Source organism: Salmonella sp. SJTUF15581, from assembly GCF_043356775.1.
Lineage (GTDB): Bacteria > Pseudomonadota > Gammaproteobacteria > Enterobacterales > Enterobacteriaceae > Salmonella > Salmonella enterica.
Window position 1 is genome coordinate 377,625 of sequence record NZ_JBEUJY010000002.1, and the last position, 12,744, is coordinate 390,368.

The following is a 12,744-nucleotide window of genomic DNA, read 5'->3' on the forward strand; positions in this document are numbered from 1 at the left end:
CATGCACTCCCGGAATGATGAAAAAATTACTCGCGCTTGCTGTTATTGCGCCGTTGCTCATCTCCTGCTCCAGTTCGACCAAAAAAGGCGAGACGTATAATGAAGCCTGGGTCAAGGATACCAACGGCTTTGATATTTTGATGGGGCAATTTGCCAACAATATTGAAAATCTGTGGGGATATAAGGAAGTCCTGATCGCCGGGCCGAAAGACTACGTCAAATATACCGATCAGTTCCAGACCCGTAGCCACATCAATTTTGATGATGGGACCATTACCGTTGAAACCATCGCCGGGATGGAACCTACCGCACATCTGCGCCGGGCCATTATTAAAACGTTGCTCATGGGTGACGACCCAACCTCCGTCGATCTTTACTCCGATGTCGATGACATAAAAATTTCTAAAGAACCCTTCCTGTATGGTCAGGTCCTCGACAATACCGGCCAGCCTATTCGCTGGGAAGGCCGCGCCACGACATTCGCGGATTACTTGCTGAAAACGCGGCTCAAAAGCCGCAGTAACGGCCTGCGTATTATTTACAGCGTCACCATTAATCTGGTGCCGAACCACCTTGATAAACGCGCGCATAAATACATTGGCATGGTACGCCAGGCCTCCCGTAAATACGGCGTTGACGAGTCGCTGATTCTGGCGATTATGCAAACGGAGTCCTCGTTTAACCCGTATGCGGTCAGCCACGCGGATGCGCTGGGCCTGATGCAGGTAGTGCAACACAGCGCCGGGAAAGATGTTTTCCGTTCTCAGGGTAAGTCCGGCACGCCAAGCCGTAACTTCCTGTTCGACCCCGCCAGCAATATCGATACCGGCACAGCGTATCTGGCGATGTTGAATAATGTCTATCTGAGCGGTATTGAGAATCCGACGTCGCGACGCTATGCGGTCATTACTGCCTACAATGGCGGCGCAGGCAGCGTATTACGCGTATTCTCGAACGATAAGATTCAGGCCGCGAATATGATTAACCGCATGTCGCCGGGGGATGTGTACCAGATATTAACCACCCGACATCCATCTGCGGAGTCGCGCCGCTATCTGTATAAGGTGAATTCCGCCCAGCGATCGTATCGCCGCCGATAAACCATCGCATCCCGCCTCTGGTTGGCAAATGACAGAGGCGGGAAAGGTAAAAGTGTTAACTCCGTCACCCTTTTGCTTTGCAATCAGAAATTGTTTGCAAATATTTGTCACAGGTAACAAAAAAAGCCCGCCTCTCATTGATAGAATCACACCAAATCACAACGGCAAATGTGCCTTTTAAAACATTCATCCGCTCTCAGGTGTGAGGAAATTAACATGAATCTTAAGCTGCAGCTTAAAATACTCTCTTTTCTGCAGTTCTGTCTGTGGGGAAGCTGGCTCACTACCCTGGGCTCGTATATGTTCGTCACCTTAAAATTTGACGGCGCATCTATTGGCGCAGTTTATAGTTCACTGGGGATTGCCGCCGTCTTTATGCCGACCTTGTTAGGCATTGTGGCTGACAAATGGCTGAGCGCGAAATGGGTCTATGCCCTGTGTCATGTCGTCGGCGCCATCACGCTATTCATGGCCGCGGAAGTCACTACGCCTGGGGCGATGTTCTTTGTGATCCTGCTTAACTCGTTGGCCTATATGCCGACGTTGGGCTTGATCAATACCATATCGTATTACCGCCTGCAGTCTGCCGGCATGGATATTGTGACTGACTTCCCGCCTATCCGTATCTGGGGCACCATCGGCTTTATTCTGGCGATGTGGGGCGTGAGTTTCTCCGGTTTCGAGCTGAGCCATATGCAGCTTTATATCGGCGCGACGCTTTCCGTTCTGCTGGTACTGTTTACTTTTACCCTGCCGCACATTCCGGTGGCGAACCAACAGAAAAACCAGAGCTGGACATCAATGCTGGGCCTTGACGCTTTTGCGCTGTTTAAAAATAAGCGGATGGCGATTTTCTTCATCTTCTCCATGATGCTGGGCGCGGAACTGCAGATCACCAACATGTTTGGCAACACCTTCCTGCATAGCTTTGATAAAGATCCGCTATTCGCCAGTAGCTTTATCGTGCAGCACGCCTCGGTGATGATGTCGATTTCGCAGATTTCTGAAACGTTATTCATCCTGACCATTCCGTTCTTCCTGAGCCGTTATGGTATTAAGAACGTTATGCTTATCAGTATTGTGGCGTGGATGCTGCGTTTCGGCCTGTTCGCTTATGGCGACCCGACGCCGTTCGGTACCGTTCTGCTGGTATTGTCGATGATTGTGTACGGCTGCGCCTTCGACTTCTTCAACATTTCTGGCTCGGTGTTTGTCGAAAAAGAAGTACGCCCGGAAATCCGCGCCAGCGCGCAGGGGATGTTCCTAATGATGACCAACGGCTTCGGCTGTATCCTGGGCGGCATTGTGAGCGGTAAAGTGGTGGAGTATTACACTCAAAACGGCATTACCGACTGGCAGACCGTGTGGCTCATCTTCGCAGGCTACTCGCTGGTGCTGGCCTTCGCGTTCGTAGCCTTGTTCAAATACAAACACGTTCGCGTTCCGGCAAGTTCGCAACCCGTTGCACATTAATTCTTGCCCTGTTTCGCAGGCCGGATGAGGTGTAAATGCCTTATCCGGCCTGCAGGCAACGTTACTTTAAAACATATCCGTACAAGCGTTGAATTCCATCGGCATCGGTCTCGCTATACACTCCCTGCAATTCCGGCGAAAAACCGGGCAACAGATTGATGCCCTCTTCCAGCGCCAAAAAATAACGCTGCGCCGCGCCGCCCCAAATCTCCCCCGGCACCACGCACAGTACGCCCGGCGGGTATGGCAATGCCCCCTCGGCAGCAATACGCCCGCCTGCTTCGCTGATACGCACCAGCTCTACATCGCCGCGAATAAAGGCGCTGTTGGCATCCTGTGGGTTCATCGCCACATGCGGCAGGCTTTCTTTGCGGAACATCGCTTTTTGCAGATCCTTAACGTCAAAGCTAACGTACAGGTTGTGCATCTCCTGACATAGCTCACGCAGGGTGTAATCACGGTAGCGCACCGGGTATTTCTGAAAAACCGTCGGCAATACATCCGCAAGCGGCGTATCGTCTTCAATGTGCCGTTCAAATTGCGCCAGCATCGCGACCAGCCGCGCCAGTTTCTCTTCGCTCTCGGCGGGCGTCAGCAAGAACAGAATCGAGTTGAGATCGCACTTCTCAGGCACAATACCGTTCTCACGCAGATAGTGGGCGAGAATGGTCGCCGGGATGCCGAATTCGGTGTACCGCCCACTATCGGCATCAATACCTGGCGTGGTCAGTAACAGTTTACAGGGGTCGACAAAATACTGGTCATCCGCATAACCCTCAAAGCCATGCCATTTCGCCCCGGGCTCAAAACTGAAGAAACGACGATTGCTGGCAATGGTCTCCGTCGGATATGCCTGCCACGGCTTGCCGTCAACCACCAGTGGGATAAAGGGCTGAAGCAGTTTGCAACGGGCGAGAATGGCTTTACGCGCGTCAATGCCCAGCGCAACGCATTCCGCCCACAGGCGGCGACCGCTCTCCCCTTCGTGGATTTTGGCATTGATATCCAGCGCCGCAAACAGCGGGTAGAACGGACTGGTTGAAGCATGCAACATGAAGGCGTTGTTCAGGCGTTTGTGCGGGCAAAAACGCGCCAGGCCGCGAATATGGTTATCTTTTTTGTGGATCTGCGAGGTTTGTGAGAACCCCGCCTGTTGCTTATGTACCGATTGGGTCACAAAGATCCCTGGGTCGTTTTCATTAAGCTCCAGCCGCAACGGCGAGGTATCCGCCATCATATTGATAAACTGCTCATAGCCTACCCACGCGGAGTCAAACAGAATGTAATCGCAGAGATGCCCGATTTTATCCACCACCTGACGGGCGTTGTAAATAGTGCCGTCATAGGTACCCAGCTGAATGATCGCCAGGCGGAACGGACGCGACGCATCGGCGCTTTCCGGCATCACGTCACGAATCTGGTCGCGCAGGTACGTTTCATCAAAACAGTGCGCATCAATGCCACCGATAAAACCAAACGGGTTACGCGCCGCTTCAAGATAGACTGGCGTCGCCCCGGCCTGAATCAGGGCGCCGTGGTGGTTGGATTTGTGATTATTACGATCAAACAGCACCAGATCGCCGCGCGTCAGCAGGGCGTTGGTGACCACTTTATTCGCCGCCGAAGTGCCATTCAGCACAAAGTAGGTTTTATCCGCATTAAACACTTTTGCCGCAAATTTCTGCGCGTGTTTGGCAGAACCTTCATGTATTAGCAGATCGCCAAGTTTCACATCGGCGTTACACATATCCGCACGAAACAGGTTTTCACCAAAAAAGTCATAAAAATGGCGGCCTGCGGGATGTTTTCTAAAAAACTCGCCATGCTGGTGCCCCGGGCAAGCAAAGGTACTATTCCCCATGTCGACATACTGGGTCAGGGTGCCATAAAAGGGCGGCAGAAGTTCTGCTTCGTAGAGACAGGCAGCGTTTTCCAGCTCCAGCCATTCCTGCGCGTTCCCGACTATTACCGCCGTAACGCCGACAGGCGCGCTGACGGGTTCATCCGCAAGCATAAACACCGGCAGGTGAAAACCGGTGCGTTTAAGCAACGCCAGAATACCGCTACGGCTGTCGGCAGTGGTAATGACGACTGCGGCCACATCGGTAAAGTCGGTACTGTCCAGCGCCACTACGTTTCGGTGGGTGGAGAGACGGGGGATGAGTTCACCGCTGGCGGCAATATTCATTGATTTCATAAGCGCAAATACCCGTTTCGGGAGTAGAGTAACCCCGGACAAGGCCCGATGCCTTGCCCAACGAGATGCCGGGTCAAACTGGATACCAGCTCCGACCGCCAGACATCAGTAAAAACAGACTGTTTCTGATTTTACTGTTGTCCTGCAGTGAGCGTGCGCTGCCCTCACCGCATAGCGGGGATGACAAAAAAAAGGAAAGAAAGGGGCAAACCTCGCGCAGTCAGGCGACAGTGAAGACAATATAAAGGCGCTATGTTCATCCCGGCGAGCCCCATGCTGGCAGGAGAAATTTCGCGCAATCATGGCACCTTTCACCAGACGGCGCAAGGTAAAATCAGCGCTCTATACGTCACAGATAGTCAAGCTATTAACAGCTTAATCGCGTGATAATAAGGCAATTTGAAAGACAAATAACAGGAGTCATTGTGGTAATTGGACCTTTTATTAACGCTGGCGCAATTTTATTCGGCGGCGTTATTGGCGCGCTGTTAAGTCAGCGTCTGCCAGAACGGATTCGCGTCTCAATGACGTCTATTTTTGGTCTGTGCTCTCTGGGTATTGGCATTCTGCTGGTGATGAAGTGCGCTAATCTTCCGGTGATGGTGCTGGCGACGCTGGTCGGCGCGCTTATCGGCGAGTTTTGTTTGCTGGAAAAAGGCATTAATGGCGCAGTCGCGAAAATCCAACAATTATTTATGGCATCGGGTAAGAAGCCGACACACGACTCATTTATTCAAAGTTACGTCGCTATCATTGTACTTTTTTGCGCCAGCGGCACCGGTATTTTCGGCGCGATGCATGAAGGGATGACCGGCGATCCAAACATTTTGATCGCTAAATCTTTTCTGGATTTTTTCACTGCCATTATTTTCGCCTGTTCGCTTGGCATCGCCGTTTCGGCGATTTGCGCACCGATGTTGATTATCCAGTTAACGCTTGCCGCCTGCGCCACCCTCATTCTTCCACTGACCACGCCGGCAATGATGGGCGACTTTAGCGCCGTGGGCGGACTGCTGCTGGTGGCGACCGGCTTGCGTGTATGTGGAATCAAAATGTTTCCGGTAGTGAATATGCTCCCGGCGCTGTTGCTGGCGATGCCGATTTCCGCCGCATGGGCGATGTTTTTTGCCTGATTCTGCGTGCAATAACAACAAAGTGGTGATAGATTGTGCAGTCTACGTTGATTTGAAGAAATTTCGTTGACGAAGCGAGGCGATTACGGTTTAATGCGCCTCGTTGCCCGGATAGCTCAGTCGGTAGAGCAGGGGATTGAAAATCCCCGTGTCCTTGGTTCGATTCCGAGTCCGGGCACCACCTTCCCTTTTTATACTTCCTTAAAAATCCCCATGTGTTTTTAATTCAATGAGTTAGTGGAAAAACTCTTCCCAGCGAATTTCTATTTATCCGCCCAAATCAGGGGCTTTTGGTGGTCAACTCGGTGCTCAGTCCGGTTCGATAAAGGAGTGCCCCCAAATGGCATTAACCGACAAACAAGCCCGTAGTGCAAAGCCTTCTGATAAACCCTACAAACTCGCTGATACACTCAGCCTGTATCTTCTGGTAAAACCCAACGGTTTTCGTATCTGGTATTTCAAATATCGTTTTGAGGGAAAAGAGTCCGGGGTATCATTCGGTCCTTATCCCGAAACCTCATTCGCCCTTGTCCGCGAAAAACGCGATGCCACCCGGCGCGTACTAAAATCCGGCTTTACCCCTTCTCAGCAGCGCTGGGACGAAAAAAGGTTATCAATGAATGACTAATGTTCCAGTACATCTCTAGATTGTGGCATACAGGCTGCCTGAAACTCTGGTCAGAAGGTCACGCCAATAAAATTCCTGTCTGCCTCCAACACTACGTTTTCCCTGATATCGGCGCAATGGATATTTCGGCGACTTAAATCCTACATCGCGCGCGACTGGTCAGAGACATTGATGATAAAGGTGTGCATGATGTTGCCGGACGTATACGCCAGCATCTGACCAAAATTATGCGCCACGCCGTACAACAGGGAACGATTAAATATAATCCGGCATTCGATCTCAATGGCGTTGTAACTCCTGTTGTAACCCAGCATCACCCCGCCCTTCCCCTGAAACGCCTGCCTGAATTGCTGGGCTATATCGACACCTACAACAAGGCCGGATACTGGCTATCGACACTTTCCGGTATGCCGCACTGCCAGGACAACACCAAACGTGAGTTCACACATCTGGTTAGAGTTTCTCTGGCTTACCACAAAATTGAGTGGGAACACGTTTCAACAGGCACTTCAGGTGCTGATGACTGGCGTGCGCCGCTGGAAGCATAAGAGTAAATCCACAGCATTCCGCCTTAATGGTGGGATGCTGTTTTTGTCCGGGAACGGAGACAAAAAGCCCGTGCCAGCAATGAGTTACGTCTGTTACGTTTCACATATGGGAGATGGTGGATGCCGGAAACTTTGGCGGTAGCGTGCCTGAAGCGGCTGTCCTCCCCCCATTGCCACTGCCACGAGCGGACCGTGGTTCCTTTTTCGTCAATAAATCCAGAACAAGGTTATGTCACAAAATGGCCTGCGTTTTACGCTGGATGTGGACGGATTAACGCCGACGGCAACCACTGTCGTCAGCTTCACCCTCCAGAGGTATCAACAGTTCAACAGGTGCAAGCTGGAATAAGAATGAAAGACTAAAAACACCAGATGATGCATCCAATGATAGCATTAAATCAGGCCATGGTTCACAGGAGGAAATATTACCATCTTACCTTTACTTAATAAGATCATTTTTAATGAAAATAGGTTTATCAATAAAACAAAAAATATTCTTGACAGCGAAATTACATCTTTTCTTGCATCTTCAAGTCAGGAAGGATTTGATTTAGTGGATGATAACAATAATTATCTTTTTGATCGCACAGTTAAAAAATTAGGCGCATTAGCTGATAATGACATGTTTGGTTTGGAACCTGCATACATTTTGGGCGGGGAAATAAAAATTTTTCTTTATTCAAAAAATTGAATTTTCTGATGGTAAGATTATCATTGATAATGAATCTGTGTCATGGTCACTAAAAAATTTAGTACACAAACAGAATACTCATGTTATATCCAAATTCATAAAAAAAAGAAAGAAAAGCTTTATTTAATAACAAATTTTAAAAAAATCAGCAGTGCATTGAGAAAACCAATAAATACATTCCCAGATGGAATTATGCCATCAAATCGAAGAGAAAATGAATTAATTAATATCCTGGATTCGCATAAAAAAGATTCAGAGTTTAGATTTTTATCAAAAGAATTAATTATTTCTATTGGAGTTGCAGTAAGTACAATGATCCTATCACTTATTAACTTCTAATAAATAATTATTCTTATTTTCCAGGATAATCTCACAACTTATTATTTAGTAATGAAGCTATGGAGAAAAATGCCCACAGCCGCCCGACTCAACGATAAAGGCACCCAGCACGACGATTATTACGAGACCGTGAGTATAGCGGGTTCCCCCATGGTATTTATTGACGGCCTGTCCGTTGCCAGAATGAGTGATGCGGTGGACTGTGGCGGGGTGGTTATATGACTCGAGTGAAATCAGGTAAGGCATCAAAGGTTAGAAAAGTTGACAAAGTCGGAAAACAGGTGTTCGAGCTTCATCATATAGATGAAGTTGCAAATAGAGGCGATGTTTACAATGTAGACAATCCCCGTGTGAACACCATATTGACATACACAGGCGATTTATGAAATTAAAAGAAAATATTAGTGATTATACGGAAAGTGAGTTCATTGATTTCTTGAGAGTGATATTTTCTGAAAACGAGTCGGATACAGATGAAACATTAGATCCATTACTTGAGTATTTTGAGAAGATCACTGAATACCCAGATGGAACAGATCTTATCTATTATCCTGAAACGGAAAGTGATGGAACACCTGAGGGTATTCTGAACATAATTAAAGAATGGAGAGAATCTCATGAATTGCCTTGTTTTAAGAAAAGTAAATGAAAATCAGGTGTAGGGGAATGCCCAGAGTTACTGGCGCAGTTTAGTAAATCGAATCAAACTTTGATAAAAAGAAGTCGAGCGCCGTACACCTTGATAAGGCAACAAGTCGGAGGTAGGTGGGCTTATGAAATTTACCACGTTGGAAAGATCCAGTATGGAGGAATGGTGTTTGATGTTGATAACCTTAGGATAAACACTCCTAAAAATCATATACGATTGTATAAGTAAGGTTTGAGGTGAAAATGGAACTAAAAAATAACCTTGAAGATTATACAGAAGATGAGTTTATCGAGTTTTTAAACAATTTTTTTGAGCCTCCTGAAGAGTTGACTGGAGATGAATTATCGAAGTTTATTGATAATCTTCTACGCCATTTTAATAAAATTACTCAACACCCTGATGGCGGGGATTTGATATTTTATCCATCAGAGGAACGAGAAGATAGTCCTGAAGGAGTTATTGAAGAGCTAAAACGCTGGCGGAAGTCTCAGAGACTCCCCTGTTTTAAGGAAAATAAGTAGCGATCAGTGGTGAGGAGTTTGTCAACCGGAACCGGGATGATAATGCAGTGACCGTTAAAAGGCAAAAATATGTCAGTTAAGGGAGTAACTATCAAAGGCATAATTCTGAGTGTTTTTACACTGAACCGTAGTGCCAGAGGATATATTTATCTGACGCGAATCGTATGAAGTGAGAGCTTTACGTACGGTTTGTGAGAGGCTGTAGGGAAAGATCCTACGGCCTACTCACTAAGAGTCTATTTTTGTACATTGTTTCATGTTCTGGAAACACGATAAAGTATGAGCCTGACGAACTCTCGCCCGCTAAAGTTCCACGCTGGAGGCTGACGGCCAGGAGTCGGACACCTTTGCGGTGGCGAATTTACATCCGTTCAAAAAAATCTAATGTAAGAGATAGATGATATGGCTAAATATATATTCCTCTTTATCTGGATTGTGACATTTTCTGTCAGCGCTGGTGAGCGAGGATATTATTTATTCATATGGGGTAACCCAGAAGGGAAGGAATATTTTAAAGAATATAGAGCTGATGAAAGGATATATGCGGTCAATAAATCCTGTTGGAATGAAAGAGCAGGGAACTCTATACGAATAGTATATGTTGATACTTATCCTCATGGAATAACCGATTCTTTAATCAATTCCTTTTTGGCTGGGAATAATAAATCCATAATAAATATTAGAGTATCATTGAGTAATTTTAGTGACGATCAAATATTTCATGGTTTTGATGGCATGTTAATAATAAATAAAAAAAATGAAGAGATCGAGATTTTTACTATTCCAGTAGTTGGTGCTAATTACTCATATAAAGATAAATTTTTAGTAAACGTCCATAATTTTGAATTATTTGATGGAAAGATCTGTAACGCTTTGATGCCTATAGATAGTTATTTTTCACCATAATAAGGGTTGTTGAATAAATTAAATTACCCTGTACCGTCAAATGTACCTACAGTCGACACGGGTAACGGTTCTACATCTTCAGGGAAGCAAAAGGCAACAACAAAAGATGCGGAACAATTGCCGACAGAGGGAAATAAAATCGTGGAGGGCCTATAGCTACGGGCTGAGATTATCTGTTCATGATATGTATGGCACATACGTTACCATAACATCATTGAATGTATCAAAAATGCCTACGCAGCAAACGGGCATTACAGGATGCAGGATCATTTTAGTCTTGACAGTAATGATATAACACATTGGCTTTATAGCCATTGGGATGTCTTTAAAATTTGGTTTGTACTTCAACATTATGAGAAAGAGGGGTATGAGTTTAAGCCATTTATACACAAAATCATTCTAGATGCATCGCGGCGGCAAGGGAAGAAATCCCCGGGAGCATAGATAACTATGTGACCGGGGTTTCTGAGCGCAGCCAACAAAGAGGCAGCTTAAAGGATGAAGTGTATATTACAGAAATAAATACCACCGTAAAAATCTCAGGTGTCAGAGGATATTACTCCTGATTTGGTATGTATTGTCGGCAAGGTATTTGTTTGTATTGTTAACATAGCATAGTCCGATATTTTGCATAAGGAATGTGATTGTGTCATGGGTAATAACGAAAAAATTCATTTATATTGTGACAATCGCCATATTATTTTGTTCTGTTGTTATATACTTATGGTCAGACAGACCAGTAGAAATCGTGGATGTCCATTATTATTCAGGTAAAGACATTAACATTCTTGCCAGGCATTTCCCCATTACGGACAGGGGAAAGCTGAATTGGTGGAGAGAAAATGAAAGAAAAATTCTGGAAAAATATAATCTCCCTGAAAATGATTTTTCGGTATATATATGGGATTTTGGTGACGGTTATCAAAAATTATCGCCCTATGATTCCGAGGATGAATTTTATTGTTTTCCTGATATAAAATCAGAATCAAAATGTATCAAAAAAGATATATATATGTCTGCTGAATCTGGTGGTAATTATTATCGGATGTTTTTATTTTCTGGTTCTGGTTATTTTTATCAACCGAAAAAAGATGATGATAAGCTTATCGAATCAAATAACTCCACCAGGCTCAACCAGGATAAAAGCCATGAAAAAAATCACTATCATTAGTTTGTTTCTTATCTTACCTTTGAAAGCAAATATTATTCCATCTATATCATTACCAGACAAATTAAGTGAGTCGAAATATTCTGTAAGAATGCTTCGCATTGATGCAAGGATTGACTATCGCGTGGAAACCCCTGAGTATAAGAACGTAAAATTTAATGATTACTTTTTCTTAAATGAAAATATTAAAGATCTCAATGATAAAAACCATGTTTATGATCCTGAGTTTTATCCAATTACATTATGGAGTTGTTCATATAGCAGAGAGGTGTATGATGTTGGTGAGTATGGCTCACATATACAGCACATCGTTTTTGATAAAAATAAAAACATATGGGTGATAGATGATGATGCAACAAAAACAAATAATAAATTTAAACCATCAGTTTTATATAATATAAGTTCAGTGAATGCACAGGGTTTCTTAATCATTGATGAGAATATTTCGGAGATGGATAAAACAATATACGAAGATGATAACATAAAAAAGAAATTTTATTTTTGTATGATTGATGGCTCACATGCTTTATGCGGCGCAGGCAGTTTAATCAGAAAAATAGATAATCAGTTGATTGATTTTACGCCATACATATTAAAGTCACTGGAAAGTATGGAGATTGGCGTTAATTAAAAAGGAATATCCGATATTAATATGCTCTAAATAATTTGAGTTACAGGAATGCAGTTAATTTCCAGGAGTCTGGATGTTGGATACTGAGATGAGCGTATCATTAATGACGAGGTTACTCTGCGTTATTTAAGTGGTTCATGCCGCTTTAGTTCTGTCTTTGACACAGACGAGTAGCTTGAAATTCCAGGTGAGAGCAATTATCATTTTTCTGTTCCACTTGATAATATGTATCATTTTTATCAGATCAGCATCGTTATAGTATACGTACAGTGGATTATTTAATCGTTGATAGAAACTGGCCTTCAAAACAAGAAAATTACTATCATGCGCTACGCCTGTTGACGTTTACGCCTAATAAGATATGCCAGAAAACAGATAATGGCAGGGTTATTCTTCAGCATAAAATTAACTGTCATAATAATGGTAATGGCGACACAAAAAGAAAAACCATGAAATATAATGAAGGTACTTTTAAATATATGTTCAAAAAAATCATTGGCGCTCTCGCGTCAATTATTGGTGGGCTACTTGTTTTTTTATGTGTCTATTGGTTATTTCGTCTGGATACCTGGACAGAACGAGGGATTTATATAGGCGCCTCTATATTTTTGGCTCTTATTCTCATAAAAATACTATCATTTTTCAATGATGAATAGACGGCAGGAAAAAACCGTGAGTGTCTCACACCGATTCTTGCTGGATGTCAAATTTCGAAAGCCTGCTCTGCTGATACCCTATACAGAAGAACTGGTTCAACAAT

Annotated in this window: 13 protein-coding genes, 1 tRNA gene and 4 pseudogenes; 17 read left to right on the forward strand and 1 reads right to left on the reverse strand. The window is 44.7% G+C overall.

Going from position 1 to position 12,744, the window contains the following annotated elements; translation table 11 throughout:
* Positions 1–14: 14 nt before the first annotated feature.
* Both mltC and ABVN36_RS05315 read left to right on the forward strand, forming a co-directional pair.
* The gene (mltC, locus tag ABVN36_RS05310) at positions 15–1,100 is read left to right on the forward strand and encodes a membrane-bound lytic murein transglycosylase MltC (protein ID WP_033903647.1); all 1,086 of its coding nucleotides are present in this window, start codon (positions 15–17) and stop codon (positions 1,098–1,100) included.
* Positions 1,101–1,316: 216 nt separating this feature from the next.
* A complete protein-coding gene (locus ABVN36_RS05315; RefSeq protein ID WP_001049804.1) occupies positions 1,317–2,573 on the forward strand; it encodes a nucleoside permease in 1,257 nt (418 codons plus the stop codon).
* 61 nt (positions 2,574–2,634) lie between these two features.
* Here the strand turns inward: ABVN36_RS05315 and ABVN36_RS05320 are convergent, their stop codons facing one another.
* A complete protein-coding gene (locus ABVN36_RS05320; protein ID WP_023138748.1) occupies positions 2,635–4,770 on the reverse strand; it encodes an ornithine decarboxylase in 2,136 nt (711 codons plus the stop codon).
* Positions 4,771–5,195: 425 nt separating this feature from the next.
* On the opposite strand from ABVN36_RS05320, the gene ABVN36_RS05325 reads away from it, so the two are divergent.
* The 15 genes and pseudogenes from ABVN36_RS05325 to ABVN36_RS05395 all read left to right on the forward strand — a co-directional run bounded on the left by ABVN36_RS05325 (position 5,196) and on the right by ABVN36_RS05395 (position 12,640).
* The gene (locus ABVN36_RS05325; protein WP_000234466.1) at positions 5,196–5,903 is read left to right on the forward strand and encodes a DUF554 domain-containing protein; all 708 of its coding nucleotides are present in this window, start codon (positions 5,196–5,198) and stop codon (positions 5,901–5,903) included.
* Between the two features lie 105 nt (positions 5,904–6,008).
* Positions 6,009–6,084, forward strand: a tRNA-Phe gene (locus ABVN36_RS05330).
* A gap of 159 nt (positions 6,085–6,243) precedes the next feature.
* Positions 6,244–6,902 (forward strand): annotated as a pseudogene (locus ABVN36_RS05335) (tyrosine-type recombinase/integrase); the annotation flags it as partial.
* A gap of 36 nt (positions 6,903–6,938) precedes the next feature.
* Positions 6,939–7,079: pseudogene (locus ABVN36_RS05340) on the forward strand (type VI secretion system tube protein Hcp); the annotation flags it as partial.
* Between the two features lie 553 nt (positions 7,080–7,632).
* The gene (locus ABVN36_RS05345; protein WP_231923110.1) at positions 7,633–7,770 is read left to right on the forward strand and encodes a T6SS immunity protein Tdi1 domain-containing protein; all 138 of its coding nucleotides are present in this window, start codon (positions 7,633–7,635) and stop codon (positions 7,768–7,770) included.
* A 42-nt stretch (positions 7,771–7,812) separates the two neighbouring features.
* Positions 7,813–8,109 carry a hypothetical protein gene (locus tag ABVN36_RS05350; RefSeq protein WP_050901229.1) on the forward strand — a complete coding sequence of 99 codons (297 nt, stop codon included), beginning with the start codon at positions 7,813–7,815 and terminating at the stop codon, positions 8,107–8,109.
* A gap of 69 nt (positions 8,110–8,178) precedes the next feature.
* Positions 8,179–8,495, forward strand: a pseudogene (locus ABVN36_RS05355) (PAAR domain-containing protein).
* On the forward strand, positions 8,492–8,758 hold the full coding sequence (locus ABVN36_RS05360; RefSeq protein ID WP_023138742.1) for a bacteriocin immunity protein: 267 nt from the start codon (positions 8,492–8,494) through the stop codon (positions 8,756–8,758). Before ABVN36_RS05355 ends, ABVN36_RS05360 begins: the two are co-directional and overlap by 4 nt.
* A gap of 21 nt (positions 8,759–8,779) precedes the next feature.
* A pseudogene (locus tag ABVN36_RS05365) lies at positions 8,780–8,986 on the forward strand (type VI secretion system tube protein Hcp); the annotation flags it as partial.
* A gap of 14 nt (positions 8,987–9,000) precedes the next feature.
* Positions 9,001–9,279, forward strand: coding sequence for a bacteriocin immunity protein (locus tag ABVN36_RS05370; RefSeq protein ID WP_000421096.1), 279 nt, complete (start codon positions 9,001–9,003; stop codon positions 9,277–9,279).
* Between the two features lie 402 nt (positions 9,280–9,681).
* Complete coding sequence (locus tag ABVN36_RS05375) at positions 9,682–10,185, forward strand: hypothetical protein (RefSeq protein WP_023138741.1); 504 nt, start codon at positions 9,682–9,684, stop codon at positions 10,183–10,185.
* Between the two features lie 195 nt (positions 10,186–10,380).
* The gene (locus tag ABVN36_RS05380; RefSeq protein WP_371062469.1) at positions 10,381–10,629 is read left to right on the forward strand and encodes a DUF3289 family protein; all 249 of its coding nucleotides are present in this window, start codon (positions 10,381–10,383) and stop codon (positions 10,627–10,629) included.
* 202 nt (positions 10,630–10,831) lie between these two features.
* Complete coding sequence (locus ABVN36_RS05385; protein WP_023138740.1) at positions 10,832–11,356, forward strand: DUF943 family protein; 525 nt, start codon at positions 10,832–10,834, stop codon at positions 11,354–11,356.
* Positions 11,334–11,984 (forward strand): hypothetical protein, encoded by a 651-nt coding sequence (locus ABVN36_RS05390; RefSeq protein WP_023138739.1) that lies wholly within the window; start codon positions 11,334–11,336, stop codon positions 11,982–11,984. Before ABVN36_RS05385 ends, ABVN36_RS05390 begins: the two co-directional genes overlap by 23 nt.
* 269 nt (positions 11,985–12,253) lie before the next feature.
* Positions 12,254–12,640 carry a hypothetical protein gene (locus ABVN36_RS05395; protein ID WP_000385068.1) on the forward strand — a complete coding sequence of 129 codons (387 nt, stop codon included), beginning with the start codon at positions 12,254–12,256 and terminating at the stop codon, positions 12,638–12,640.
* The last annotated feature ends 104 nt before the right edge of the window (positions 12,641–12,744 follow it).